21 protein-coding genes and 1 pseudogene are annotated in these 25,597 nt (G+C 62.0%); 9 read left to right on the top strand and 13 right to left on the bottom strand.

What is annotated here, in order from left to right; translation table 11 throughout:
• Positions 1-263: 263 nt before the first annotated feature.
• On the top strand, positions 264-479 hold the full coding sequence (locus tag L8K08_RS12050) for a TOBE domain-containing protein (protein ID WP_003173733.1): 216 nt from the start codon (positions 264-266) through the stop codon (positions 477-479).
• Between the two features lie 765 nt (positions 480-1,244).
• On the opposite strand, the gene L8K08_RS12045 is transcribed toward L8K08_RS12050, so the two are convergent.
• Positions 1,245-4,592 carry a hypothetical protein gene (locus L8K08_RS12045; RefSeq protein ID WP_242197084.1) on the bottom strand — a complete coding sequence of 1,116 codons (3,348 nt, stop codon included), beginning with the start codon at positions 4,590-4,592 and terminating at the stop codon, positions 1,245-1,247.
• Positions 4,593-4,780: 188 nt separating this feature from the next.
• Entirely contained in the window at positions 4,781-5,926 is a 1,146-nt protein-coding gene (locus tag L8K08_RS12040) for a PatB family C-S lyase (RefSeq protein ID WP_242197081.1), read from the bottom strand.
• Between the two features lie 98 nt (positions 5,927-6,024).
• Between L8K08_RS12040 and L8K08_RS12035 the strand changes: the two genes are divergently transcribed.
• Positions 6,025-6,186, top strand: coding sequence for a hypothetical protein (locus L8K08_RS12035; protein WP_347341004.1), 162 nt, complete (start codon positions 6,025-6,027; stop codon positions 6,184-6,186).
• Positions 6,187-6,226: 40 nt separating this feature from the next.
• On the opposite strand, the gene L8K08_RS12030 is transcribed toward L8K08_RS12035, so the two are convergent.
• The 6 genes and pseudogenes from L8K08_RS12030 to L8K08_RS12005 form a co-directional block, all read right to left on the bottom strand.
• The gene (locus L8K08_RS12030) at positions 6,227-7,303 is read right to left on the bottom strand and encodes a nucleoside hydrolase (RefSeq protein WP_242197078.1); all 1,077 of its coding nucleotides are present in this window, start codon (positions 7,301-7,303) and stop codon (positions 6,227-6,229) included.
• 28 nt (positions 7,304-7,331) lie between these two features.
• Positions 7,332-8,641 (bottom strand): annotated as a pseudogene (locus L8K08_RS12025) (MFS transporter).
• A 294-nt stretch (positions 8,642-8,935) separates the two neighbouring features.
• Positions 8,936-9,568 (bottom strand): N-carbamoylsarcosine amidohydrolase, encoded by a 633-nt coding sequence (locus tag L8K08_RS12020; RefSeq protein ID WP_242197076.1) that lies wholly within the window; start codon positions 9,566-9,568, stop codon positions 8,936-8,938.
• 197 nt (positions 9,569-9,765) lie between these two features.
• On the bottom strand, positions 9,766-10,518 hold the full coding sequence (locus L8K08_RS12015; RefSeq protein WP_242197073.1) for an Asp/Glu racemase: 753 nt from the start codon (positions 10,516-10,518) through the stop codon (positions 9,766-9,768).
• A gap of 14 nt (positions 10,519-10,532) precedes the next feature.
• The gene (locus L8K08_RS12010; RefSeq protein WP_242197070.1) at positions 10,533-11,330 is read right to left on the bottom strand and encodes an alpha/beta hydrolase; all 798 of its coding nucleotides are present in this window, start codon (positions 11,328-11,330) and stop codon (positions 10,533-10,535) included.
• A complete protein-coding gene (locus L8K08_RS12005; protein ID WP_242197067.1) occupies positions 11,327-12,460 on the bottom strand; it encodes an FAD-dependent monooxygenase in 1,134 nt (377 codons plus the stop codon). Before L8K08_RS12005 ends, L8K08_RS12010 begins: the two co-directional genes overlap by 4 nt.
• Before the next feature lie 307 nt (positions 12,461-12,767).
• Between L8K08_RS12005 and L8K08_RS12000 the strand changes: the two genes are divergently transcribed.
• The 4 genes from L8K08_RS12000 to L8K08_RS11985 all read left to right on the top strand — a co-directional run bounded on the left by L8K08_RS12000 (position 12,768) and on the right by L8K08_RS11985 (position 18,732).
• Positions 12,768-13,820 (top strand): 2,5-dihydroxypyridine 5,6-dioxygenase, encoded by a 1,053-nt coding sequence (locus tag L8K08_RS12000; RefSeq protein WP_242197064.1) that lies wholly within the window; start codon positions 12,768-12,770, stop codon positions 13,818-13,820.
• Between the two features lie 125 nt (positions 13,821-13,945).
• Positions 13,946-14,380, top strand: a complete 435-nt coding sequence (locus L8K08_RS11995) for a MarR family winged helix-turn-helix transcriptional regulator (protein ID WP_315975600.1) — start codon at positions 13,946-13,948, stop codon at positions 14,378-14,380.
• Positions 14,381-14,716: 336 nt separating this feature from the next.
• Positions 14,717-15,208: a (2Fe-2S)-binding protein gene (locus tag L8K08_RS11990; RefSeq protein ID WP_242197058.1), complete on the top strand. Its 492-nt coding sequence runs from the start codon at positions 14,717-14,719 to the stop codon at positions 15,206-15,208.
• A complete protein-coding gene (locus L8K08_RS11985; protein ID WP_242197056.1) occupies positions 15,205-18,732 on the top strand; it encodes a molybdopterin cofactor-binding domain-containing protein in 3,528 nt (1,175 codons plus the stop codon). The genes L8K08_RS11990 and L8K08_RS11985 overlap by 4 nt, the downstream gene beginning before the upstream one ends.
• A gap of 123 nt (positions 18,733-18,855) precedes the next feature.
• Here the strand turns inward: L8K08_RS11985 and L8K08_RS11980 are convergent, their stop codons facing one another.
• A complete protein-coding gene (locus L8K08_RS11980; RefSeq protein ID WP_242197052.1) occupies positions 18,856-19,503 on the bottom strand; it encodes a TetR/AcrR family transcriptional regulator in 648 nt (215 codons plus the stop codon).
• Positions 19,504-19,662: 159 nt separating this feature from the next.
• Between L8K08_RS11980 and ggt the strand changes: the two genes are divergently transcribed.
• A complete protein-coding gene (gene ggt, locus L8K08_RS11975) occupies positions 19,663-21,387 on the top strand; it encodes a gamma-glutamyltransferase (protein ID WP_242197049.1) in 1,725 nt (574 codons plus the stop codon).
• Here the strand turns inward: ggt and L8K08_RS11970 are convergent.
• Positions 21,381-21,542: a hypothetical protein gene (locus tag L8K08_RS11970; protein ID WP_242197046.1), complete on the bottom strand. Its 162-nt coding sequence runs from the start codon at positions 21,540-21,542 to the stop codon at positions 21,381-21,383. The two genes, ggt and L8K08_RS11970, sit on opposite strands and share 7 nt — an antisense overlap.
• Before the next feature lie 11 nt (positions 21,543-21,553).
• On the opposite strand from L8K08_RS11970, the gene L8K08_RS11965 reads away from it, so the two are divergent.
• Both L8K08_RS11965 and xth read left to right on the top strand, forming a co-directional pair.
• Entirely contained in the window at positions 21,554-21,718 is a 165-nt protein-coding gene (locus tag L8K08_RS11965) for a hypothetical protein (protein ID WP_242197043.1), read from the top strand.
• A 53-nt stretch (positions 21,719-21,771) separates the two neighbouring features.
• The gene (gene xth, locus L8K08_RS11960) at positions 21,772-22,566 is read left to right on the top strand and encodes an exodeoxyribonuclease III (RefSeq protein ID WP_242197040.1); all 795 of its coding nucleotides are present in this window, start codon (positions 21,772-21,774) and stop codon (positions 22,564-22,566) included.
• On the opposite strand, the gene L8K08_RS11955 is transcribed toward xth, so the two are convergent.
• The 3 genes from L8K08_RS11955 to pnuC all read right to left on the bottom strand — a co-directional run bounded on the left by L8K08_RS11955 (position 22,563) and on the right by pnuC (position 25,235).
• The gene (locus L8K08_RS11955) at positions 22,563-24,071 is read right to left on the bottom strand and encodes an FAD-dependent oxidoreductase (RefSeq protein WP_242197037.1); all 1,509 of its coding nucleotides are present in this window, start codon (positions 24,069-24,071) and stop codon (positions 22,563-22,565) included. The genes xth and L8K08_RS11955 overlap by 4 nt on opposite strands.
• A gap of 82 nt (positions 24,072-24,153) precedes the next feature.
• The gene (locus tag L8K08_RS11950) at positions 24,154-24,675 is read right to left on the bottom strand and encodes an AAA family ATPase (protein WP_242197906.1); all 522 of its coding nucleotides are present in this window, start codon (positions 24,673-24,675) and stop codon (positions 24,154-24,156) included.
• Positions 24,672-25,235: a nicotinamide riboside transporter PnuC gene (pnuC, locus tag L8K08_RS11945; RefSeq protein ID WP_242197034.1), complete on the bottom strand. Its 564-nt coding sequence runs from the start codon at positions 25,233-25,235 to the stop codon at positions 24,672-24,674. Before pnuC ends, L8K08_RS11950 begins: the two co-directional genes overlap by 4 nt.
• Between the last annotated feature and the right edge of the window lie 362 nt (positions 25,236-25,597).

The raw sequence follows: 25,597 nt of genomic DNA, 5'->3' as shown, positions 1-25,597 counted from the left end.
AATGGCATGTTCCGTCATGCTTTATCGGAATAGGCAGTCTCTGTGCCATCTGCTTCTACAGCGCATTTGCTCGGGTTTAAGCCGCTGTGGCTGTGATTGCAGCGAGCAGTTTGTTGATCAGCAGTTGCCAGGCTAACACTTCTTATATATCCGTATAGAATAAATAAAGAGTTATATATTCCTTTTAATGTTTGATTGGATGGCGCATTTTGAGGGCCTGCGCATTCGTGCGGATTGACCCAACAGCCAAAAGGAAAGCCGACATGACCATTAAAGCGATCAACGTGCGCAACCAGTTCAAGGGCGTGATTAAGGAGATTCTGCTGGGGGAAGTGGTGTCCGAGATCGACGTGCAAACCGCGTCCGGCATCGTGACGTCAGTGATTACCACGCGCTCGGTGCGCGACCTGGAATTGAAAGTGGGCAGCGAAGTGATTGCCTTTGTGAAGTCGACCGAAGTTTCCATTGCCAAGCTGTAAACCCGTGGTTGAAGCAAAAGCAGATTAAGTGCAGATCTGCTTTTTTGTGGGCGCTGGCTTGCCGGCGATGCGGGCACCTCGGTGCATCAGGTCTACCCAGTCGATCCCTTCGCAGGCAAGCCAGCTCCCACAATGACCCAGTACACCCATTACCCTGATGTACTCAGATCCAATGTCGGAGCTGGGTTGCTTGGGTGGGTCACTCGGGAGACCCGGTGCCTATCCGTTGCGGCAGCCATCGTGGTTGTCGAGGCCTGTCAGACCACGTGCAGATCTGCTTTTCTGTGGAAGCTGGCTTGCCTGCGATGCGGGCACCTCGGTGCATCAGGCATACCTAGTCGATCCCTTCGCAGGCAAGCCAGCTCCCACATTTGACCCAGTACACCCATTACCCTGATGTACTCAGATCTAATGTGGGGGCTGGGTTGCTTGGGTAGGTCACTCGGGAGGCCGGGTGCCTATCCATTGCTGCAGCCTTAGTGGTTGTCGGAGCCTGTCAGACCACGTGCAGATCTGCTTTTCTGTGGGAGCTGGCTTGCCTGCGATGCGGGCACCTCGGTGCATCAGGCATACCCAGTCGATCCCTTCGCAGGCAAGCCAGCTCCCACATTTGACTCAGTACACCCTCTGGCTGATGTACTCAGCTGCCAATGTGGGAGCGGGCTTGCTCGCGAATGCGGTGGGGCATTCAGCTTTTCTGTCACTGATACACCGCCTTCTCAAGCACGCCCATTCCCACATGGATAGAGGCCAGCCCAGTGAACCTCAGTTGATGCGCGGGCCGCCGCCGCCCGGTTGATGCGGTTGCGGTTTGTCCGGGGGCGCATCGCTGGGCAGGCTTTTGGGTGGCGTGTTGGGGTCTTCGTAGTGCTTGTGCAAGTCCCCATCCAGCCGATTGCTCGACGACCCGCCTTTTTGCGGCGTCTGGTCGAAGTGCTCCCATTCCGATTGCTGGAAGCGAAAGATGCTGTCATCGGTCGGCGTGTCGCGGCCGTGGTAATGGTGGATTTCGTAGTGGGCGTACTCGACCTTGTCGGCCCAGTTGTCCTGCAATAAGCCGTCGCCGGCCAGATCGCGGTACCAGTCGTTTTCTTTCTCGGTGGCTTTCTGCTTTTTGTTGTGGTCGACAAAGTAACCGATGATCCCGCCCACCACCGCCAGCACCACGCCCACTAGGAACAATGGCCCGGTCAAGGCCGCCGCGGTGCCTGCGCCAAACAGTGCCGCCGCGCCGAGTACCCCGGCCGACGCACCGAACGCACCGCCCGCCACCTGCAGGCCGCCAGCCGCCTGGGCCAGCGGGTCTTTGCTGTCCACGCCACTTTTGATCGCCAGTGCGCCCAACACGATATCGGCGAACCCGCCGGCGATGTCCGTGGCCGGGCCGAGCACCTTGATGACCGAGCCGGCAATTTTCGCTGACTTGGACGCGCCGAGCTTGGCCGCGCCTGCAGCGGCGAGGCCGTCATCCAGGTGAGTCGCCAGGCCTTCGGTGGCCTCGGTGACGGCTTTGTCGCCTTCGCCAAACATCTTCGAAATGCCGTCGTACTGGCTGTCGGGCACGGCATCGAGTGCGCTGGTGATCTTGGCTTTTACATCGGAGGGCAGGTCGTTGACGCGGAATTCGAAGTTCGGCTCCTGCAGACCGGTCTTGCCCCAGATTTCCGGCAGCGTCTTGTCCAGGCCAAGGAAGTCCACCAGGCCGCCTTTGCCCAGGGTCTCGCCGATCTTGTCGCCCAGGCGCACGAAGTGGCTGGAACCGCCGGCAAAACTCAAGAAGTCCTTGGCGATGGACATGCGCTGCGCAGGCGTTTCACCGAGCTTGCCGCCTTTGCCGACCAATTGGTAAATCGCCGAAAACAGGGTCACGCCGGCGCCGAGAGAACCCAGGATGCCCTTGCTGTTGAGGGTATGAAACACCTCGCCGAGCATGCCGCGGTCGGCGACCGGGATATAGGGTTTGCTCAGCGCGGTTTTCAGGTCGGCCTCGCTGATCGAACCATTGTTCTTGTAGACCTCGCCCAACTCCTCCAGGGCCTTGGTCACGCCAGCAGATTTTTCCTTGCCCTGCAGGCCTTCGTTGAGGAATTTCTCCAGGGTTTCCTGGGTGCGCCGTGGCAGGTCGAGCAGGGTGCCTTTCAATACGCCTTTGAGCAGGCCGAACAGGTCCTTGGTGGCCAGTTCCTTGTTCTCGTCGGAGATCTTGCTCGGGTCCGAAAGGATCGCGTTGAGGTCGGTGGTCAAGCCGTCGGCCTGAATGTTCTGCGCCGCCTTGCTGGCCGCTTCCGGGTCGAACAACGACAGCGAGGTGAGGGTGTCGCTCAGGTCTTTCTGCGCCTCAGAGGTCTCGCCCTGGTCTTGCAGGTCCTTGAGGTACAGCACGTAATCCGGGCTGGACGTCAGGTCCAGGAGCTTTTGCTTGATCTCGTCCTTGTTCGGCAGCTTGTTGATCGCGTCGTCCATTTTCGACTTGTAGTCGGCCTGCACGGTCGGGTCTTTGAACAGTTCGCCGATCTGCTCTTGCACCGCCTTGCCGTCGATGATGTCGTGCATATCGGCCGAGGTCAGCTCGGTCTGCTTGTCATCGAACTCGCGCCAGGTGGTGTTGAACGGGCGCTTGGCTTCTTCGTAGCCGGTAATGCCGTGGCCATTCTGGTAGGCGGCCTGGGCTTCCAGCGCGCGCACCAGCTTGGCACGCGGGTCGTCTTTGGGAATCGAGCCATCCTTGACGCCGGCGCGGTAGGTGTCGATCAACTGGGTGGTGGCCAGCTCACTGACGCTCAAGGTTGGCGACTTGTCGTCTTTCTCATCGGCATGCACGCCGGTGTCCATGTTCAGCACGTCGAGGTCACCGGCCTTGGGCAGGTTGTGCTGGGTGCGCGTGTCATCGACCGCGCCGGCACTGGAGGCGTCCCACTTGGCCTTGACGTCATCGTAGAGCTGCGGGCTGAGTTCCTTGGAGACGATGACCTTGCCTTCGCTGGTTTCATAGCGGATCAGGCCATCGCCCAGTTCGTCGGGCGAACCGAACGTGATGTCGGTGTTTTTCAGGAAGTCATTCGGCCCGGCCAACTTATAGCCTTCGCTTTCGCTGGTGTGGATCTTGTCCCAGGTGTCGTGGGCGGTGGCGACGCTCTTGAACAGCTCGGGGCTGACGTCGGAAGACACCACCACCTTGGTGCCGTCATGCAGTTCGTAGGTGAGGATGCTGTCTTTCTGGTCGTTGTTCCAGCTGAACGTCTTGTAGTCATTCAGGCCCGGCACCGGCGTGTTGGCGTCGGCCAGGGCCGCCCCGTTATTCAGCTCGCCTTCCACCACGGCCTTTTTGCCAGGGTCGGTGTAGACCTCGTGCAGGCCCGCCAGGTAGTCGAACAGCTTGGGGTTGTCGTCACGGGCCACGACCATCTTCTGGCCGTTGCTCTCAAAGCGGATCAGGCCCGGGCCGACTTCATCCTCGGGGCCGACCGTGGTACCGGCGTAGGGCGGCCACACTTCGTTGTCGCTGGCGCGTTTGTAGCCGGCGTCTTCGCTGCTGGAGAGGCCGGTGAAGCTCGCATAGTCATCCTTGGCTTTCCGGAAGGCTTCGGGGTTGTCACGCTGGCTGACCACGACTTTGGTGCCGTCCTGGGTTTCATAGCGGATCACGCCCGGGCCGGTCTCGTCGGGTGGCCCGAGGGATTTGTAGTCGGCGAGCTTTTCCGGCGCTTTTGCATCCGCGCCAAGGCTCTGATAACCCGCGTTCTGGCTGGCCACCACGCCCGTGAGCGATTTGAAATCGGCACTCACTTGCTTGAACAGCTCCGGGCTGTCCTGTTCGCTGACGATGACTTTCTTTCCGTCCTGGGTTTCATAACGAATCAACCCAGGGCCGACTTCATCGGGCGGGCCGATAGCCTTGTAGTCGGCGAGGGCGGGCGGTGGCGTGGCGTCCTTGGCGGCCAGTGTATAGCCCTGTTGCTGGCTGGCAGCGAGCCCCGATGGCGTCTTGTCCTGGGACTCGACTTTTTTGTGGGCGCTGTTTTTGAGCAGCACATGAAAAGCGGTGCCCGACTTGGATGGCGTGCGGGGAAGGGTTTTGGGATCGGACGAGCGATCAAGGGGCTGGGTCGCCATACCATGAAACTCCTGCTGTTGCCGGTGGGACGGATGGGCAAAAACAGTAACAGCAGGGGTTCGGCGTTCGTTGCGAAACGTTGTGAATTAACGCCGGCGACCCGCGCCAACGGGCTCATCCGGCTGGGTTGTGCAAGTCGACAGCCCGAGATTCGAGGAGGACTGGCCCCGGCGATGGGGCCAGTCGCTTAGCGGTTTTTCAGGCTGCGCTCCATGCGCTGCAAGCCCTCTTCGAGCATCGCACGCGGGCAGCCGAAGTTCAGGCGCACAAACTGCTGGCTGTCATCGCCGAACTCAATGCCGGCGCTCAGGCCGACCTTGGCCTGTTCCAGGAAGAACTGCTGCGGATCGTCCAGGCCCAGGGCGCTGCAATCCAGCCACGCGAGGAAGGTGCCTTGCGGGGCATGCATCACCACGCCGGGCAAACGGGTTTGCACGGCGTTGAGCAGGTAGTCACGGTTGGCCTGCAGGTAGCTCAACAGCGCCTCCAGCCATTCACCGCACTGGCTGTAAGCTGCGCGGGTAGCTTCCAGGCCAAGCGGGCTGACGCTGTCGACCATGCCGCAACGCGCGTTATTGAAGCGCTCGCGCATCTGGGCGTTTTGCACCACGGCAAAACAGGTCTTCAAGCCGGCGACGTTGTAGGCCTTGCTCGCCGACATCAGGGTGATGGTGCGCTGGGCGATCTCGGGGCTGAGGCTGGCGGTAGGCGTATGGCGACGGCCATCGAAGCACAGCTCGGCGTGGATTTCGTCGCTGATGATCAGCGCGCCGCTTTCCAGGCAGGCGTTGGCCACGGCCAGCAGTTCTTCGCGCGGGAAGACTTTGCCAATGGGGTTGTGCGGGTTGCTCAACAGCAGCGCGCCGGCGCCGGTCAGCGTCTGGCGCAGGGCCGGCAGCGGCGTGAGGTATTCGCCGTTACTCAACGCGAAGGGCACTTCGATACGCGGCAGGTTCCAGTTCGCTGGCGCCAGGCGAATCGGGCGATAGTTCGGGGTTTGCAGCACCACCGGCTGGCCCGGCTGCACGAACGCGTGCAGCGCCATGTTGAAGCCCGGTTCGACGCCGGGCAAAAACAGCAGTTCGTCTGGCAGCACGCGCCAGGCGTATTTGGCCCACAGGTCGGCAACGATGGCTTCACGCACATCCGGCCCGGCCACGCTGTAGCCCAGGATGTGCTGGTCCAGGCGCTGGTGCAGGGCTTGCAGTACGGCAGGTGGCGCGGCGATATCCATGTCGGCGATCCACATCGGCAAGACGTCTTGCGGGTAACGGTTCCACTTGGTGCTGCCGGTGCCGAGGCGGGGGTGGATCGTGTCGAAATCAAAGCTCATGGGAGGCTCGTGTCAGGGAGGCAGGCGCAAGAATGGCGCTGATTCTAGCGCCATTATTTTTATAGGCCAGCGCTGATTGCCTCATACGGCGTCGGGATTTGTGGGGCGGCTATGAAAGCCTGGTCACCGTGGCGGATACACGCGACCGTGAAAGCGCGACGGAGCGGGCGTTGAACCCGGTGGTGCGCTTGCATATCGGCTCGGAAGATGTGGCGGCGCTGATCGAGGATCTGCAACGCGGCTTTGCCTTGGCAGGCTGAGTGAGGGGCGCTCCCACGCAAGGTGGAAGCGATACCTTTATCAGTGCTTGACCGGAGTCGGCAGCGTCACCAGGCCGACGTAGCCGTCCCAGAATTTGTGCTGATCGACGCCAAATACCACCTTGGCTTTCTGCGTGCCCAGCGGTGCACCTTTCTGGTAGCCCAGCGCACGGCCGTAGTCGGCGCCGAACGTTGCGTCCACATCCACCCACAAATCGCGGGACTCGGTGACGATGTCCGGGCTGACCAGGAACAGCGCCGGCAAGCTGTCCCAGGTGAAGCTGTGGTAGCTGGGGTCTTTGTCGAACAAAGGCCCGAACTCGTGCTTGTACAGCTCGGCAATCGCGCCTTTTTGCGCAACCACGCGCTGGTACACCGACTTGTCGAAGGTGACTTTCTCGCACACGTCATTCGGGAAAATCACGTGCTCGATCGGTGAGCGCAGGACGATCTTTGCCGCCTCCGGGTCGAACCACCAGTTGAATTCCGCCGCCGGTGTGGTGTTGCCCGGAATCTGGAACGCACCGCCCATGTACACGATGCGCTTGATCAGCGGCACGATGTCCGGCGCCGAGCGAATCGCCAGGGCGATATTGGTCAAGGGGCCGACGGCGAGGATCGTCACTTGATGAGGATTGGCGCGCACGCTTTGCACGATGAACTGCGCGGCGGTCTCGCTGCGCAGTTGGGTGTGCGTCGCCAGGCCATCCGGTGGCGCGATCAACTGCGAGGGCGAGGCCGGGCGCGGGTTTTTGAACGCGCCCGGCCAACCGGCGCCAAACAGCGCTTTCTCTGCCTCGTAAGTGGCGTAGTCATGCAGCAGCGGGTAGGCGGCGCCGGAGTAGACGCCCACCTCTTTTTCCACGCCCATGCGTTCCACGGCCTTGAGGGCATCGACCTGTTCCTGGTCGACCCAGGCGTTGCCGCTGACCAGGGTCATGCCCAGCAGCTCGATGCGTTTTTGCGCATGCAGCTGGGCGAGCATGATAAAGGCCTGGCCGTCATCGTTGAGCACGTTGAAATCGGTGTCGAAGATGACTTTTTCGGCCGCTTGCGCGGTGCCGGCACACAGGCCGACCGCGACAAGCAGCGCACAGCTTTTAAAGAAGCCTTGCATGGTGATTCATCCGCAGAAATTGTTGTTGTTAACGGTTCACCAGTTTCGCCGGCAAGGCGATGACCAGGAAGCTGCTGAGGATCAGGCAGCCGGCGAAAAACCACAAGGCGCCCGCGCTGCTACCGGTGACGTCGATGGCCACGCCCATCAGCGAGTTGCTTACCAGGCCGGCGATGTTCGCCACCGAGCAGGCGAGGGCAAAGCCGGTGGCTGCTGCGGTGCCTTTGAGAAAGGTTGCCGGCAGGCTGAAAAACACCGGCACGGCGCCGATGATCGCGGCCGAGGCGATGGCGAACAGCACCACCGTGGCCACCACGTTATGGGTAAAGAATGTGCTGGTGGCCATCGCCGCCGCGCCGATGAAAAACGGCACGATGATGTGCCAGCGACGTTCACGGTGTTTGTCGGAGCTGGCGCCGATCAGCAGCATGCCGAGCAACGCCGCCACGCTGGGTAATGCGGTCAGCAGGCCGATGTGGAAGGTGTCGGTAATCCCGGCGTTGCGGATGAACGTCGGCATCCAGAAACCCATGGCGTAGGCGCTGAGCAGGATCGAGAAGTCGATACCGCCGAGCATCCACACTTTGAGGTTGAAGAAGCCGTCGCGGAAGCTGTGCTTGCTGCCGGTGGCGTCGGCTTCGTCCTTGCGCAGCTCACTTTCGAGCAGGGCCTTTTCGTCGTCCGACAGCCATTTGGCTTGCTGGAAAGTATTGGGCAGCGCCCAGAAGGTCAGCACGCCGAGCAAAACGCTGGGCACCGCTTCGATCAGGAACAGCCACTGCCAGCCGCGCAGGCCGCCCAGGTTGTCGAAGTGGCCCATGATCCAGCCGGACAACGGGCCGCCGATCACGCTGGACAGCGGCAGGCCGATCATGAACAGCGCGATGATGCGGCCGCGCCGATGCGTCGGAAACCAGGTGGTCAGGTAATACAACACACCCGGCAAAAACCCGGCTTCGGCGGCGCCGAGCAGAAAGCGCAGGATGTAGAACTGCGTGGTGGAGGTGACCAGCATGGTGCAGGCCGAGAGCAGGCCCCAGGTGATCATGATGCGCGCGATCCAGATCTTCGCGCCGACCCGTTCCAGCACCAGGTTGCTGGGCACTTCAAAGATGATGTAGCCGACAAAAAACAAGCCGGCGCCAAGGCCGAACGCGGTTTCGCTGAAGTGCAGCTGGTCGAGCATCTGCAGTTTGGCGAAGCCGATGTTGATGCGGTCCAGGTAAGCGGCCAGGTAGCAGAAACACAGAAACGGAATCAGCTTCCAGGTGATCTTGTGGTAGAGCGTGGTGACGGGTCGGCGACGGTGGTCGCGGGCGCTGCATTCGCAATGGGCATTGGGGTGTCTCCTGGCGGTGACTTATGGTTTTTATACAGCCGCTTTTGTTCCAGCACTTCGGAGTGCTGTAAAAGCGACTTCCAAAGGCAGTGTCAGAAGACTGAGATTTCCCTGCTGGAGGAGATCAAGTGTGGGAGCGGGCTTGCTCGCGAAAGCGGTGGATCAGTCAGTACATTTTTGACTGACAGATCGCATTCGCGAGCAAGCCCGCTCCCACATTCGATTGCATTCTAAAGTGGGAGACGCTCAGTTTTTTCCGGACCACGCTCTTTGTCGTGGTTCCTGGTCAATCGTTATTGCTCCCTGAACTTGCTCATCGCCTCCTGCTTGCTCACCACGTCGCCATACTTGCTGTCGATGTCGAACAGGTTGGCTTCGTGGGGCGCCGGGTGTCGGTCGCCGACGCATTCGCGCACGACGATGGTGCGAAACCCGTGTTGCACCGCATCCACCGCCGTGGCGCGAATGCAGCCGCTGGTGGAGCAGCCGGCGAGTACCACGGTGTCGATGCCTTGAGCGTGCAGCATCGGGGCCAGGCTGCTGCCGAAAAACGCGCTGGCGTACTGCTTGGTGATCACCACTTCATCGTCCAGGGGCAGCACCTCGGCGCAGAACGCCGCCAGTGGGTTGCCCTCGACCATGTCTTTCATCACCGGGGCTTTCTTGACCCAGATGCCGCCATCGGCGAAATGGCCGCGATGGTAGCGGATATTGGTGTGCACCACCGCAATCCCATGCTGGCGCGCACTGGCCAGCAACTCGACGCTTTCGGCCACGGCCGTGACCACACCCGGTGCGAACAGTGGCGCGCCTTCAGTGGTGTAGCCCTGCATGAAGTCGATCATCAGCAGCGCGGCCTTTTTGCCGAAGCCGATGCGGTTGCCCCAGACGCCTTGGTAGTTGGCGTCGGCAGATTGTTCGCTCATTTGTTTTTCACCTCATTCTCTGTGTTGTGGCGAGCGGGCTTGCCCCGCGTTGGGCTGCGAAGCGGCCCCAAAACCTGCCATGCGGTTTGCCTGACGAATCCCATTGCCTTGACGAGGGGCCGCTTCGCGCCCCAACGCGGGGCAAGCCCGCTCGCCACGACAAGCCCGCTCGCCACAGGAAGCCCGCTCGCGGTGAGTCAATAAGCGCCGGAGAGCAGGGCGCCGGCACCGGGCACGATAGGCTCCAAATCCAGCGCCTTGAGCATCGCGTAAGTAGTGGCGATGGCGGCAGTGAGCACCGGCTTGCCGGTTTGTGCCTCAACCTTGGCCACCACTGGCAACGACTGCATCTGCACACAGGCCGAGAGCACGATCACATCGACGCCTTCCAGGTTCATGCCCGCGACGATGGCCGGCAGCTTGGCCGGGTCGTGGCGCGCGACTTGGAGGTTGTCGGGGATTTCCAGCGCCCGCCAGTCCACCACCTCAAAGCCTTCTTCGCGGATGTAATTCACCACCAGCTCGGTCAGCGGCTTCATGTACGGCGCGACGATGGCGATGCGTTTGGCACCCATGACGTTGAGGCCTTCGATCAGTGCGCCGGCGCTGGTGATCACCGGGGCATTGGCATCGTTATCGGCGGTGGCTTGGCGCAGGCGCTGCTCGGATTTGCGGTGATAACCCAAGCCCATGGCCATGATCGCCACCAGGCAGGCGTATCCCAGCACATCCACCTTGGCGTCCGACAGCTCGACGGCGCAGCGGTCGGACTCGCCGTCCATTGCCGCCAGTTCTTCCTTGCGCACCTGCTTCATGCGCATGCGGCTGGAGTGGAAGGTAAAACGCTCCGGGCGGATCGCCTGGCGCGCGTTGAGCATCGCCGGGATCTCGGTTTCCATGGTGGTGTTGGAACTCGGCACGATCTGGCCGATGCGGTAAGGCTTGTGCATGGTGGTCTCCGTTTTTATTGGGTGAGGAAGTCGCCGAGCGCGTCGAAGAAGCCCTCGAGGTCATCCCACGGAATCATGTGCCCGGCGTTGGGTACGCGGACGATCTGGATGGCCGGTTGCAGGTCCTGGATTTCGGCGATGTCTTCATCGAGGATCACGCCGCCGCGCCCGGCCACCATCAACAGGGCTGGGGCCTTGAGGTGGGGCAGGTCCTGATGGAAGTCCACCGTGTGAAAGTCATTGAAGGCGCGCACGATGGCGGGCTCAAAGCAGGTGTGCAGCCATTCGGCGCGCAGTTGCAGTTGCTCGGGTGTCCAGGTGGCGCAGAAGGCGCGCATGGCCTGTGCATCCATCCCAACCAGGGATTGGCGGATCGAATCGACGTACCACGGCAATTTGCTCGGGTATTCACGACGACCGGGGCCGGACACTGGCGGGTCGATCAGCACCACACGGTTGACGCCTTGCGGATGCTTGACCGCACTGCGCACGGCAAAGCGCGCGCCCATGGAGTGGCCGACCAGGTGGTAACTGTCCAGGCTCAATGCATCGGCAAACGCGCCGATGTCATCGCTGCAGGTCTCGGCGCTGTAATCCAGCTCAGGGCCAGTGGACGACAAGCCGCGCCCGCGTACATCCAGCACGTACGTGTCGAACTGTGCGCCGAGGCGTTCGGCCACAAACCCCCAGGTAATCGCCGGGCTGGTGATGCCCGGAGTCAGGATCAGCGCCGGGCCGTTGCCGCCATAGCGCAGGTAGTGCTGGCGAATGCCGTTGGCCTGGACGTTACCGCCATAGAGAAAGGTGCTCACGCGGCCACCCCAGATTTCAGTGGCTGCGCGTACAGGTCGTAGCCGTACACCCAATCCGGGTCTTCCTGGGTGCGCAACCACGTGTTGGCGTTGGACACCGCCTGCACGCGGGAGGCGCGTTCCTTGCGGTTGGCTTCGTAGAGCTGGAACGCGGTGCGGTAGTCGCTGATGCCGGTTTCCTGCAGGCAACGGGTGAGCATGGCGGCGTCTTCGATGGCCATGCCGGCGCCCTGGGCCATGTGCGGCTTCATCGGGTGGCAGGCGTCACCGAGCAACACCAGGCGACCCCGGCTCCACAGCGGCAGCGGGTTGCGATTGCGCAGCGGCCATTTGGTCACGCTTTCGGTGGACTCGATCAGGGCCTGCACGGTGGGGTGGTAGCCCTTGAACGCTTCGAACATCTCTTCGCGGCTGCTGTCCACGAATGCGCCCTGAAAGTCCCATTCAGCATGCGGCACGCCAGTGACGTAGTAGTACTCGTCGCGTTTGCCGGTGGTGTAATACACCATCATGTGGCGGTCTTCGGTCCACCACTTGATGCAGTCTTCGAACGTAAGGTCGTACTTGGCCAACTGGTCGCCACGGATCAATGCGCGGTGCGCGACCCAGCCGCTGTACAGCGGTTTTTCCACGCCGAGCAGTTCTTCACGAATCTTCGAATTGATGCCGTCGGCGCCGATCACGATGTCGGCATAGGTCACTTCACCATCGGCGAAGGTCAGGCGCACCTGGGTGTCGGTTTCTTCGAGGGTTTCCAGGCGCTTGTTGAAATGCAGGGTGCCGGGCTTGAGGGTGGACATCTGCAGGGCGTGCAGGTCGCCGCGGTGCACGGTGACATACGAGGCGCCGTAGCCGGTGAGCGGGATGCGCGAGAGGTAGTCGCCGGTTTCGCCGCAACGGCTGAACCAATGCTCTGGGTGCGAGCCCATCAGGTCCAGCTGCTGTTCGATGCCCATGCGGCGGAAGATTTTCATGATGTTGGGCCCCATGTGGATCCCCGCGCCCAACCGGGAAAACTCCGGCGCCTGCTCGTAGACGTCCACGTCAAAACCGGCCTGCTGCAACAGGGTAGCTGCGGCGGCGCCGCCCAGGCCGGCACCGACGATGGCGATTTTTTGAGTGCTTCCCATGGGGCGTAATCCTCTTTCTTTGTGATTGTCGGCAGCGTCTGTCTGCAATGTTTTTAAAGTGTATACGCTCATTTTTTAAAATGGGAAGCCCGCTTCTGCAAATTTATTTTTTGGCCTCGTTGAACCTGCGTAACGTGATATTCCCAATAAATGCTGGGTTTGTTTCGATAGGTAACATTTTGGCGCGCCGCTTGCAGTCCGCTTGCAATTCAGGTCTTATCGTTATTAATTGGCGTATACGCTATAAAAATGCACTAGAGTGAAGCGCAGTGCTTGAACTTGGTGCAGTCCCACAGGAGACAGGAAAATGCCGGTAAGCGATTGCGAACTGACCCAGATGTTTGAACACGTGCTGAAGCTGTCGAAGGTCGACCCGACCCAGAGCGTCGCCGTGCTCAAGAGTCATTACTCCGACGCACGCACCGTGCGTGCGGCGATGGAGGCGGCGCAGCGCCTGGGGGCCAAGGTGTATGCGGTGGAGCTGCCGTCGTTCAATCACCCGCGGGCAATGGGCAATGACATGACCGCCTACTGCGGCGACACCGCGCTCACCGGCAACATCGCCGCCCAGCGTGCGCTGGAAGCCGCCGACCTGGTGGTTGACACGATGATGCTGCTGCATTCACCGGAACAGGAGCAGATCCTCAAGACCGGCACGCGCATCCTGCTGGCCGTGGAGCCGCCGGAAGTGCTGGCGCGCATGCTGCCCACCGAAGAAGACAAGGTGCGTGTGCTGGCGGCCGAGCAATTACTGAAAAAGGCGCGTTCGATTCACGTCAAATCCCGCGCCGGCAGTGATTTTCGCGCCGCCTTGGGGCAGTACCCGTCGGTGACCGAATACGGTTTTGCCGATGAGCCTGGGCGCTGGGACCACTGGCCCAGCGGCTTCCTGTTCTCCTGGCCCAACGAGGAAACCGCTGAGGGCGTGCTGGTGCTGGACGTCGGCGACATCCTCCTGCCATTCAAGACCTACACCCGCGAGAAAATCACGCTGGAAATCGAGAAGGGCTCTATCACCAGGATCCACGGTGGTTTCGAGGCCGAGTACCTGCGTGATTACATGAAGTACTTCAACGATCCGGAGGTGTACGGCATCTCCCACATTGGCTGGGGCTTGCAGCCAAAAGCGCAGTGGACCGCCATGGGTTTGCATGACAAGAACGACGGCATGTGCATGGACGCGCGGGCGTTCTATGGCAACTTCCTGTTCTCCACCGGGCCGAATACCGAAGTGGGCGGCACGCGCAAGACGCCGTGCCACATGGACATTCCGCTGCGTCATTGCGATGTGTACCTGGATGACGAGGCGGTGGTTATCGCCGGTGACGTAGTCGCCCCGGCAGCCTCTCTGGCCCGCTGAAGATCCCAATGTGGGAGCGGGCTCGCTCCCACAGTTCTAACCGTGTTTCCTCAATGAGAAACTTGAGTCGATCCGGTAAGCCAGCCATCATGCCTCCCCATCGCCAATCACCCACCGAGCCCGCCGTGCCTGATTCCTACGTTTTCTCTGAACAAGTTGGCCACCTGCTGCGCAAGGCCTACCAGCGCCACCTGGCGATCTTTCAGCAGAATGTCGGCGACTCCCAGCTCACCGCCGTGCAGTTCGTCACCCTGTGTGCACTGCGCGATCAGGGTGCAAGTTCCCTCACCGAACTGGTCAAGGCCACGGCCGTTGACCAGGCGACCATTCGCGGCATTGTCGAGCGGCTCAAGGCCAAGGAACTGATCACGCTGGAGCCGGACCCGCAAGACAAGCGCAAAGTGGTGGTGGACCTGTCTGCCGCAGGCGCCGACCTGGTCGCGCAAACCGCGCCGCGCGCCGCGCAGATCAGCGAACTGACCCTGAGCAACCTCAACCCGGCGGAACGGGTGGCGGTGTTGTTCCTGCTGCGCAAGATGATCGACGACCCGCAAGAATAGTGGGCTTGTCGTGGCGAGAGGCTTGTTGTGGCGAGCGGGCTTGCCCCGCGTTGGGCTGCGAAGCAGCCCCCAAACCCGCCATGAGCTTTACCTGAATAACCCCATCGCCTGGACGAGGGGCCGCTTCGCGCCCCAACGCGGGGCGAGCCCGCTCGCCACAACCACCATAAACCTGCATACGTCAGGATAATCCCAACCCCTTGGCATCGTTTTTGCTCGGTGTTGATGTAGTAGCCACTTCACGATTCAAGTGTGTCGCGAGACCCCAGGTCCGCGATGCTTTTTTTTGACTGTTTCGTGTAGTAGCCACTTCACCAACTGACACAGGCGAAGCGAATGATCAGTCCCTCCATCACGGTTGCCCTTGAGGTCAATGGCCACACCCGCGAAGTCAGCGCCATGGCGGATACGCCGCTGTTGCTGGTGCTGCGCAATGACCTGGCACTCAACGGCCCCAAGTACGGCTGCGGCCTGGGCGAGTGCGGCGCCTGCACGGTGATCATCGACGGTGTTGCGGCACGCTCATGTGTGTTCCCGCTGGCGGGCGCGGCAGGGCGTGAAATCGTCACCCTCGAAGGCCTCGGCACACGCCAGGCGCCGCACCCGGTGCAGCAAGCGTTTATCGACGAGCAAGCCGCGCAATGCGGCTATTGCCTCAACGGCATGATCATGACGGCCAAGGCCTTGCTCGACCGCAATCCCAACCCCAGCGAAGCCCAGATCCGCAACGAACTCTCGGGCAACCTCTGCCGCTGCGGCACCCATATCGAAATCCTGCGCGCCGTATTGCGTGCTGCTCACCTCTTGACCGTGGATGGCCGACCATGACCGATAGCCCACTTTCCCGTGACCAGTGGCTGACCAAGACGGGCGTCTTGTTGATCGTCGACGATGTACTGCCGCCCTCCGGCCCGGTGGCCAAGGGCGGCACGCCGACCGTGAAACCCAAAGAGCTGGGGCTGTTTATCGCGGTCAACGATGACGGCCTGGTTTATGCGTTCAATGGCCATGTGGACCTGGGCACCGGCATTCGCACCTCGCTGGCGCAGGTCGTCGCCGAAGAACTCGACCTGACGATGGACCAGGTCACCATGGTGCTGGGCGACACCGAGCGCGTGCCGAACCAGGGCGCGACGATTGCCAGCGCGACCTTGCAGATTTCGGCGATCCCGCTGCGCAACGCTGCCGCCGAAGCACGACGTTTTTTGCTGGCGCGGGCGGCCGGGCGCTGGGGCGTGAGCACCGCCAGCCTCAAGGTCGAAGCGGGCGTTATCCAGGCGGCAGACGGGCGCACCACCACTTACGGCGAGCTGGTCAGCGGCCAGCATGACCAGTTGCGTATCAGCGGCGATGCGCCCTTGAAAGCCATCGAGAATTACCGCTTGGTGGGCAAGGGCGCCGCGCGTGTGGATATTCCCGGCAAGGCCACGGGCGAGCTGACCTACGTGCACGACATGCGCGTGCCGGGCATGCTGCACGGCCGCGTCGTGCGCCCGCCGTATGCCGGTCTGGACTGCGGGGATTTTGTCGGCAATAGCCTGCTGAGTGTGGATGAGGCGTCCATCGCACATATCCCCGGCATTGTTGCGGTGGTGGTGATCCGCGATTTTGTGGGCGTGGTCGCGTTGCGCGAAGAGCAGGCGATCAAGGCCGCCCATGAGTTGCAGGTGCAGTGGAAGCCCTGGAATAAGGCCTTGCCGGACATGAGCGATGTCGAGCAGGCGATCCGTGACAACCCGCGGGTACGCCGCACGGTGCTCGATCAGGGCGATGTCGATGCAGCCCTGGCGGGCGCCAGCCAGCGGATGCAGCGCAGTTACCTGTGGCCCTATCAAATGCACGGCTCAATCGGCCCGTCCTGCGCCGTGGCCGACTATCAGGCCGCGGGCAGTCGCGTGTGGTCGGGCAGCCAGAACCCGCACCTGCTGCGCGCCGATCTGGCGTGGTTGCTCGAATGCGATGAAACGCTGATCGACGTGATCCGTATGGAAGCCGCCGGCTGTTACGGGCGCAATTGCGCGGATGACGTCTGCGCCGATGCGTTGCTGTTGTCGCGCGCGGTGGGCAAGCCGGTGCGCGTGCAACTGACCCGCGAACAGGAACACCTGTGGGAGCCCAAGGGCACGGCGCAGTTGATGGACGTGGACGGCGGCCTCAACGCCGACGGCAGCATTGCCGCGTACGATTTTGAAACCAGCTACCCCTCCAATGGCGCGCCGACCCTGGCGCTGTTGCTGACCGGCCGCGTCGAGCCCGTGGCGGCGATGTTCGAAATGGGCGACCGCACCTCGATCCCGCCGTATGACATCGACAACATGCGGGTGACTATCAACGACATGGCGCCCATCGTGCGCGCCTCGTGGATGCGCGGCGTGTCGGCATTGCCCAATACCTTTGCCCACGAATCCTATATCGACGAGCTGGCATTTGCCGCCGGCGTCGATCCGGTGGAGTACCGCCTGCGCTACCTCAAGGACGAGCGCGCCATCGACCTGGTCAAATCCACCGCCGAACGCGCCAACTGGTCACCGCGCACCGCGCCCATGCAAACCGCCAACGACGACCATCTGTTGCGGGGCCGTGGCTTTGCTTACGCGCGCTACATCCACAGTAAATTCCCCGGTTTTGGCGCGGCGTGGGCCGCCTGGGTGGCGGATGTGGCCGTCGACAAACACACCGGCGACGTGTCGGTGACGCGGGTGGTGATCGGCCACGACTCGGGGATGATGATCAACCCGGCGGGTGTGCAGCATCAGATCCACGGCAATGTGATCCAGTCCACCAGCCGCGTGTTGAAGGAGCGGGTGACCTTTGAGGAATCGACGGTGGCCAGCAAGGAGTGGGGCGGTTACCCGATCCTGACCTTCCCTGAAGTGCCGCAGATCGACGTGCTGATGATGCCGCGCCAGGACCAGCCGCCGATGGGCGCCGGTGAGTCGGCCTCGGTGCCCAGCGCGGCGGCGATTGCCAATGCGATCTATGACGCCACCGGGATTCGTTTTCGTGAGTTGCCGATCACGCCCGAGCGGGTGTTGGCAGCGCTGAATGCCGGCACCCTCGGCGAGCCTGCCACGTCGCCGCAGAAACGCAAAAAATGGTGGTTCGGCGCGCTGTTTGCGACGCTGGGCGCCGTGATGGCCACGGCCTGGCCGTTTCACAGCGCGATCGCACCGATTGCGCCGCCCAGCGCCGGCACGTGGTCCAAGGCCACCCTGGAGCGCGGGCGTTTGCTGGCGGCGGTGGGCGATTGCGCGGTGTGCCATACGGCACCGGGCGGCGCGACCAATGCCGGTGGGTTGGCGATGGAAACGCCCTTCGGCACCCTGTACAGCAGCAATATCACCCCGGATGTGAACACCGGCATCGGTGCCTGGTCGTACCCGGCATTCGAGCGGGCGATGCGTGAGGGCATTGGCCGTAACGGGCGCAATTTGTACCCGGCGTTTCCCTATACGGCGTTTCGCAATATCAATGAGGCGGACATGCAGGCGCTGTATGCCTACCTGATGTCGCAAGCGCCAGTGAGCCAGGCGCCGACGCCGAATGCCATGCGCTTTCCGTTCAATATCCGGCCGTTGATGGCGGGGTGGAACGCGCTGAATCTGAGGCGCGGTGAAATCACGCTGCAACCGGAGCGCGGCGAGCAATGGAATCGCGGCAATTATCTGGTCAATGGTCTGGGGCACTGTGCGGCGTGCCATTCGCCGCGCAACCTGTTGGGGGCCGAGAAGGGCGGCAAGGCCTTCCTGGCCGGCGGCAGCGTCGATGGCTGGGAGGCGCCAGCACTGAACGGTGTGTCCAAGGCACCGACGCCATGGACCGAAGATCAATTGTTCACCTACCTCAGCACCGGCTATTCCGGCGCCCATGGCGTGGCGGCGGGCCCGATGGGGCCGGTGGTGACTGAGTTGGCGAAGTTGCCCAAGGCCGACATTCGCGCAATGGCGGTGTACCTGGCGTCGCTCAAGGGCGAGGCGACGGCTGAGGCGCAAACCGTGGCGGCAGCGACGGTGCCCAATCCCAATGGTCGGCGTGTATTTGAAGGGTCGTGCAAGGCCTGCCACGCCGAGGGTCTGGGACCAAAGCTGTTTGGGGTCAGCCCGTCACTGGCAACCAATACCAATGTGCACAGTGATCAGCCGGACAATTTGATCAAGGTGATTCTGCAAGGGATCAGCAACCCGGCGACCCAGGATCTGGGGTACATGCCGGGGTTCAAGGACAGTTTGTCCAATACTCAAGTGGCGGACTTGGTCGAGTACCTGCGCGGGCAATTTGCGCCGAATGCGCCGCAGTGGAAGGGGTTGGAGCAGAAGGTGGCGCATTTGCGGGCTAACCCGGGCACTCATTGACACAATGCGGTCAAAACTGTGGGAGCTGGCTTGCCTGCGATAGCGGTGGGTCTGCACCGAAAATACTACCTGACACATCGCCATCGCAGGCAAGCCAGCTCCCACAGGGATTAGAGCCGGTTTCTACAGTGAGCTTGGGGAGACGCCCCTCAGCACCAAATCAGTGATAAACCCCAGCCAATCCTGCTGCTGCCCCTTATCCGCCAGGTCTTCACCCAGAAACGAGCTGAGGGTATGGCGGTTGGAGTTATAGAAGTAGCACAGCGAAGCGATCATCAAGTACACGTGCTTGAGGTCGATGTCCTGGCGAAACACGCCCTTTGCCTGGCCCGCTTCAATGATCGGGCGCAACACGCCTACCGCTTCGCCCGACAGCCGCCGCATTTCGCCGGACTGCTGGGCATGCTTGCCCTGGTGCAGGTTCTCGATGCTCAGGATCGCGACAAACTCGGGGTGCTTGACGTAGTAATTCCAGATAAACGCCACCAGGTCCTGCAGCGCCTGCACGGGTGCCTCCAGGTTGAGCTTGAGTTTGCTTTCGGCCTGGTTGAACTGCTCGTAGATGTGTTCCAGCACGCAGATGAACAGGTGTTCCTTGCTGCCGAAATAGTAATAAAGCATGCGGTCGTTGGAGTCGGCTTGCTTGGAAATGGTGTCGACGCGCCCGCCGGAATAACCGTCGCGGGTGAACACCTTGACCGCCGCCTGCAAGATGCGCGCGCGTGTCTGGTCGGCCTGCTGAGCCCGAATACCGGTCTTCTTGATCACCATCTCAACGCGCCTTGCAGCCAGTCTGGGCGCGAAATATAGCATGGGCTTTTTCGCGGCCGTTCTGTGACCGACAAGTTCTGTAATAAAAACGCCATTGCGCTGGGGATTGGATCCGAGTCGGGCTATTTTGGTGCGTCCCAATAACTAGAGTAGCCATGGATGAAATACCAACCCTTCAGCCGCACCTTAGTCGCCACCGCGCTGGTGCTGACGGTCAGCGGTGTGCACGCCGCTTCCCAGGCCCCGGTGGGCGGTGAAAACGGCATGGTAGTCACCGCCCAGCATTTGGCCACTCATGTGGGGGTGGATGTGCTCAAGGCCGGCGGCAACGCAGTCGATGCGGCCGTGGCTGTGGGCTATGCGCTGGCGGTGGTGTACCCGGCGGCGGGTAACCTCGGTGGCGGCGGCTTCATGACCGTGCAACTGGCGGATGGGCGCAAGACCTTCCTCGACTTCCGCGAAAAAGCCCCCCTGGCGGCCACCGCCGACATGTACCTGGACAAAGACGGCAAGGTCGTCGAAGGCCTCAGCGCCAAGGGCCACTTGGCGGTCGGCGTGCCCGGCACCGTGTCCGGCATGGAAACCGCGCTGAGCAAGTACGGCACTCTAAAGCGCGCCCAAGTGATTGCCCCGGCGATCAAGCTGGCGGAAAACGGCTTCGAACTGGAGCAGGGCGATGTCGACTTGCTGCACACCGCCACCGGCGAGTTCGAGAAAGACAAAGACCTGCGCGGGATCTTCCTGCACAACGGCCAGCCACTGCAGGTTGGCCAGAAACTGGTGCAGAAAGACCTGGCCAGGACCCTCAAGGAAATCTCCGCCAAGGGCACCGACGGCTTCTATAAAGGTTGGGTCGCCAAGGCCCTGGTGGATTCCAGCCAGGCCGGCAAGGGCATCATCACCCAGGCCGACCTCGACAAGTACAAGACCCGCGAACTGGCGCCCATCGAGTGCGATTACCGTGGCTACCACGTGGTCTCGGCACCGCCACCGAGCTCGGGCGGCGTGGTGATCTGCCAGATCATGAACATTCTCGAAGGCTACCCGATGGCCGACCTTGGCTATCACTCGGCCCAAGGCCTCCACTACCAGATCGAAGCGATGCGCCACGCCTACGTGGACCGTAACAGCTACCTAGGCGACCCGGACTTCGTGAAGAACCCGATTGCCCACCTGCTGGACAAGGACTACGCCGCCAAGCTGCGCGCTGCCATCGAACCGCAGAAGGCCGGGGATTCCCAGGCGATCAAGCCGGGCGTGTCGCCGCATGAAGGCAACAACACCACGCACTATTCCATCGTCGACAAGTGGGGCAACGCGGTGTCGGTGACCTACACCCTCAACGACTGGTTCGGTGCCGGTGTGATGGCGAGCAAGACCGGGGTGATCCTCAACGATGAAATGGACGACTTCACCGTCAAGGTCGGCGTGCCGAACATGTACGGCCTGGTCCAGGGCGAAGCCAACGCCATCGCACCGGGCAAGGCGCCGCTGTCGTCGATGAGCCCGACCATCGTGACCAAGGACGGCAAGGCCGTGATGGTGGTCGGTACGCCAGGGGGCAGCCGGATTATCACCGCGACCTTGCTGACCATCCTGAATGTCATCGACTACAAGATGAACATCCAGGAAGCCGTCGATGCGCCGCGTTTCCATCAACAGTGGATGCCTGAGACCACCAACCTGGAGACCTTCGCGGTGAGCCCCGACACGCAGAAAATCCTCGAGAGTTGGGGCCACAAGTTTGCCGGACCTCAGGATGCCAACCACCTGGCCGCAATCCTGGTGGGCGCGCCGTCCCTGGGTGGCAAGCCGGTGGGCAACAACCGTTTCTACGGGGCCAACGACCCGCGCCGCAATACCGGCCTGTCCCTGGGCTACTGAGGCGTGAGGTGGTGATGCAGGTGGGCCAGGGACAGCGCCAGGCTGTCATGGGATAACTGGGTGGCGGCGCCTTCGGCGCTGTCTCTGGCGGCCGGCATCACACGCTCGAACATGTGGTTTTCATCGGCCTGCACTGCTGTCGAGCAGTCGAGCATGGCGCAGCTGCTTGATCACCCTGACCAATGCGGTGCGTGAACGCATGCCTGCCGCCTACGCCGTGATGGTGCAGGGCACGGCGCAGGCACTGCAGGGCTTCAGCGCTGAAGAAGAGGCGACGCTGCTGGCGTTATTGCTGCGCGTGAATGCCAACCTGGAGCGTGGTTTGGATTGAACATCCGCGCGGCTTTCAGGTTCTATCCCAAGAGCCCTGAAAGGACCGGACCGATGAAAGCGCTGAAAATCGCCACCTTCAATATCAACGGCATCCGTGCCCGTCTGCCCAACCTTCTGCAATGGCTTGAGCGCGAGCAGCCGGATATTGTCTGCCTGCAAGAGCTCAAGGCGCCGCAAAGCCTGTTTCCCTATGCCGACTTCGAAGCGGCCGGCTACGGAGCGATTTGCCTGGGCCAGGCCTCGTGGAACGGCGTGGCCATTTTGGCGCGCGATGCCCAGCCGCTGGAGAGCCGGCGCGGTTTGCCGGGCGATGACAGCGACACGCAAAGCCGTTACCTGGAGGCTGCGGTGCATGGCGTGTTGGTTGGCTGCCTGTATCTGCCCAATGGCAACCCGCAGCCAGGGCCTAAATTCGACTACAAGCTGGCCTGGTTCGAACGGCTGATCGCCTATGCCCAGGCGCTGCAAGCCAGCGAACATCCGGTGCTGCTGGCCGGGGATTTCAACGTGGTGCCCACCGACATCGACATCTACAACCCGCGCTCCTGGCTCAAGGACGCTTTGCTGCAACCTGAAAGCCGCGCGTGTTATCAGCGCCTGCTGGAGCAGGGTTGGACCGATTCGCTGCGCCATCTATACCCCGAAGAGCGCGTCTACACCTTCTGGGATTACTTCCGTCAGCACTGGCAGACCAACTCCGGGCTGCGTATCGATCACCTGCTGCTCAATCCCGCGCTCAAGCCTTACCTCAAAGACGCCGGCGTGGACGCCTGGGTGCGCAACGAGCCGCACGCCAGCGACCATGCGCCGACGTGGATTCAATTGAGCACCCGCAAAAAGCGCTAACCGGCGCGAATAATGGCCAAGGCCTCGGCCTTGCCCAAGGGTTGCTGCATGCGTTGTGACAGGCGCGCCATGGCTTGCTGATGTTCGCAGGCAATCACGGCTTCCACTTGATCATCCCGGCACAGCAAGGCAATGAAGTCGTGACGATTCACCTCACCCTCCACGTGCAGGCGATTCCAGTGCTGCGGGTGGCCGAGCACTTCAAAGGTTTTGCCGAAGTGGTAGGTCCAGAAGAAAGGCACGTCGGCGTAGACCTGCGTATCGCCGAGCATATTGCGCGCGGCCAGCACGGCCAGCTGCTGGGCCACGCGCCAGTGCTCGATGCGTGTTGGCTGCTGACGCCAGGCAAAGGTCACGTTGTCGCCGGCCGCCCATAACCCGGGCGCCACTTGTAAATGAGTGTCTGCGTTCAGCGACTGGTCCTCGGCTTTGTCGACGCCGTGGATAAAGCCGGTGGCGGGTGTGACGCCAACGCCGATCACGACCAGGTCTGCCGCCAGGCGCTTGCCGTTTTTAAGCAGCACGGTACTCACTGCGCCGTGACCGTCGAAGCGTTCGGGCTCGGTGTTGCAGTGGAAGATCACGCCGTTGTCTTCGTGCAATTGGCGAATGGCCGCACCGATGCGCTTGCCCAATTGCGCGGCGAGAGGAATGTCATGGCGGCTGACCACCTGCACCACCAGGCCACGTTGGCGCAAGGCGGACGCCGCTTCCAGGCCGATAAAGCTGTCGCCGACAATCACCGCGCACGCTGCCGACTGCGCTGCTTCGTCGATACGCGCCGCATCCTCGCGGCTGCGCAGCACAAACACTTGGCTCAATACCGCGCCGGGGATGTCCAGCGGTTGCGCTTCGCCCCCGGTGGCGACCAGTGCCGCGTCATAGTCAAAGTGACGACCGTCGGCGAGTTCGATGCGTTTGGCGTTGGCGTCCAGGCGCTGAACTTCGCCGTGAATGCCGATGGGCTGCTTATCCAGCAGTGGCGGCGTGTCTTCGGGCGTCATCTGGCCTGCGATCACGAATTTGCTCAGGGCGGTGCGGTCGTAGGCGGGAGCCTGTTCACGGTCGATCCACAGCAATCGTCCGCTGAAGCCTTGCTGATGCAACGTCGCCACGGCGGCAGTGCCTGCCGCGCCAGCGCCGATGACCGCAAAACAGCGTTGTTCATCCCGCGCCGGCGCGGCTTCGGCTGCCATGGGCTCGTCGCCAACACTGACCACACCATCGTGCACCTGCACCGGGTATTGCTTGAGCCCGACCAGCGCCGGAGGTTCGATCACGGCGCCACTGTCCACGGCAAACGCGGCTTTGTGCCAGGGGCAAATGATCCGCCCGTTACAGATCACACCTTCCTCCAGCGGTGCGCCGGCGTGCGGGCACTCGGCCTGGAAGGCGCGCACCCGGTCGCCGACACGCACCAGCAGGACAGGATGCTTTGCCGCGGTGACGCGAACGCCACGGTTTTCCGGCAAGTTAATCAGGCGGGCAACAATGCGCATGTTCATAGGCCAATCTCCTTTAGAAGATTGACTGGCGCCGAAGGAAATGGACTGCGTTGACCCGATGGTCGGTACTCAGGACTGGGCCTTACGCCAGCAGCTGCGCCACCGCTTCAAATGCCTTGGCGCGCCGCGCTTGCCAATGACCGCCAATGATTACGGCGGGCTGCTGGTGCTGTTCGATCCACGCCAGGCTGGCCTGGAAAAACGCCCGACGATCAGCCAGTTCCGGTTGGCAGCGCTGGCCGTCGGCGGTCCATTCCACGTCCTCGGGGGACAACAACAGGTGCAGGTCGTACTGCCGGGCCAGGAGTTCGTCGTCCAGCCAGGCGGGGTAGTCGCCGAACAGCGTCTGGCTCCACAGTTTGTTGGTCAACAGGTGAGTATCGAGCACCAGCAGGTTGGGCTGTTCGGCGCGGGCCGCGTCTTCCCAGGCCAGTTGGCCGCGGGCAATCGCCGGAATGTCCGCCAGGGTGGTGTCGCGTTGATGATGGTCGATGAAATACCGCACGTATTCGCCAACCATCAGCCCGCCAAAGTGTGCATGCAGTTCAGCCGCCAGCCAGCTTTTACCGCTGGATTCGGGGCCTGCCAGTACCACCACTTTCATGCGTGCAACGCCGGATCGCTGCGCCATTCACGCCAGCCTTGCACGGCGATCGCGGTGAACAGGGCGTAAAGCGCGGCGGTGAGGTACAGGCCTTTGTAGAGGAACAGGCCGACGAAGATCACGTCCACGGCGATCCACAGCGGCCAGCATTGCACGCGTTTTTGCGCCATCCACATTTGCGCCACCAGGCTGAAGCCGGTGAGGGCGGCGTCGAGCCACGGCTGGACGGCGTCGGTCCAGTGGGCCATGGCCGCGCCGAGCAGCAAGCTGAAGACGGCGCCGATGGCCAGGCTGCTCATGATCGCGGGTACGCCGAGGCTGCTGACCTGGCGGCCTTGCTTGACCTCGCCGGCGCGGGTCCACTGCCACCAGCCGTAAAGTTGCAGGGCGGCGTAGACCACTTGCAGGAGCATGTCGGAATAGAGTTTTACGTCGAAGAACACCCAGGTGTAGAGCAACACCATGACCAGGCCTATAGGCCAGCACCAAGGGTTTTGTTTGACCGTCAGCCAGACAGCGATCACCCCCAGGGCGGCGGCGAACAATTCAAGCCCGGACATGGCGGTTCCTTGGGAGAGTGGGAGAGGGCGGCAATTGTAACCAGAGGTGAGGAATGTTTAAACGTGGATGTGGAGACATACACATTGCTGCGGTCATGGCGGCTGGCGTGGTGTAACGGGGCGTGTGAGATCAGCGTTAAAGGCAGAGCATGGCGTGAGTGGCAGAGGTAAAAGCTGAGTAACACCCCTTCAACCTGAAGCACCGAGAACCAACTGTGGGAGCGGGCTTGCTCGCGAAGGCGGTGTGTCAGTGACACATGAGCTGACTGACCCACCGCCTTCGCGAGCAAGCCCGCTCCCACAAGTTGACCGAGTTCAGATGCCAGTACCACAGTGCTTGGCTTTTCTGTGGGAGCTGGCTT

Source organism: Pseudomonas sp. TREG-RG-20F-10-E-6-01, assembly GCF_022662455.1.
In the GTDB taxonomy this organism is placed as follows: domain Bacteria; phylum Pseudomonadota; class Gammaproteobacteria; order Pseudomonadales; family Pseudomonadaceae; genus Aquipseudomonas.
The sequence above is the reverse complement of the archived record's forward strand: the minus strand, read 5'-3'. Positions and strand labels throughout refer to the sequence as shown.

What these genes read in the sequence shown, in the direction of transcription:
- L8K08_RS11955 (WP_242197037.1), bottom strand. Translation starts at nt 24,071, where the DNA reads ATGAACATGCGCATTGTTGCCCGCCTGATTAACTTGCCGGAAAACCGT.
- L8K08_RS12030 (WP_242197078.1), bottom strand. Translation starts at nt 7,303, where the DNA reads ATGCAAGGCTTCTTTAAAAGCTGTGCGCTGCTTGTCGCGGTCGGCCTG.
- L8K08_RS12020 (WP_242197076.1), bottom strand. Translation starts at nt 9,568, where the DNA reads ATGAGCGAACAATCTGCCGACGCCAACTACCAAGGCGTCTGGGGCAAC.
- L8K08_RS11985 (WP_242197056.1), top strand. Translation starts at nt 15,205, where the DNA reads ATGACCGATAGCCCACTTTCCCGTGACCAGTGGCTGACCAAGACGGGC.
- L8K08_RS11990 (WP_242197058.1), top strand. Translation starts at nt 14,717, where the DNA reads ATGATCAGTCCCTCCATCACGGTTGCCCTTGAGGTCAATGGCCACACC.
- L8K08_RS12040 (WP_242197081.1), bottom strand. Translation starts at nt 5,926, where the DNA reads ATGAGCTTTGATTTCGACACGATCCACCCCCGCCTCGGCACCGGCAGC.
- L8K08_RS12015 (WP_242197073.1), bottom strand. Translation starts at nt 10,518, where the DNA reads ATGCACAAGCCTTACCGCATCGGCCAGATCGTGCCGAGTTCCAACACC.
- L8K08_RS11980 (WP_242197052.1), bottom strand. Translation starts at nt 19,503, where the DNA reads ATGGTGATCAAGAAGACCGGTATTCGGGCTCAGCAGGCCGACCAGACA.
- L8K08_RS12045 (WP_242197084.1), bottom strand. Translation starts at nt 4,592, where the DNA reads ATGGCGACCCAGCCCCTTGATCGCTCGTCCGATCCCAAAACCCTTCCC.
- L8K08_RS12005 (WP_242197067.1), bottom strand. Translation starts at nt 12,460, where the DNA reads ATGGGAAGCACTCAAAAAATCGCCATCGTCGGTGCCGGCCTGGGCGGC.
- ggt (WP_242197049.1), top strand. Translation starts at nt 19,663, where the DNA reads ATGAAATACCAACCCTTCAGCCGCACCTTAGTCGCCACCGCGCTGGTG.
- L8K08_RS12050 (WP_003173733.1), top strand. Translation starts at nt 264, where the DNA reads ATGACCATTAAAGCGATCAACGTGCGCAACCAGTTCAAGGGCGTGATT.
- xth (WP_242197040.1), top strand. Translation starts at nt 21,772, where the DNA reads ATGAAAGCGCTGAAAATCGCCACCTTCAATATCAACGGCATCCGTGCC.
- L8K08_RS12000 (WP_242197064.1), top strand. Translation starts at nt 12,768, where the DNA reads ATGCCGGTAAGCGATTGCGAACTGACCCAGATGTTTGAACACGTGCTG.
- L8K08_RS11970 (WP_242197046.1), bottom strand. Translation starts at nt 21,542, where the DNA reads ATGCTCGACTGCTCGACAGCAGTGCAGGCCGATGAAAACCACATGTTC.
- L8K08_RS11950 (WP_242197906.1), bottom strand. Translation starts at nt 24,675, where the DNA reads ATGAAAGTGGTGGTACTGGCAGGCCCCGAATCCAGCGGTAAAAGCTGG.
- pnuC (WP_242197034.1), bottom strand. Translation starts at nt 25,235, where the DNA reads ATGTCCGGGCTTGAATTGTTCGCCGCCGCCCTGGGGGTGATCGCTGTC.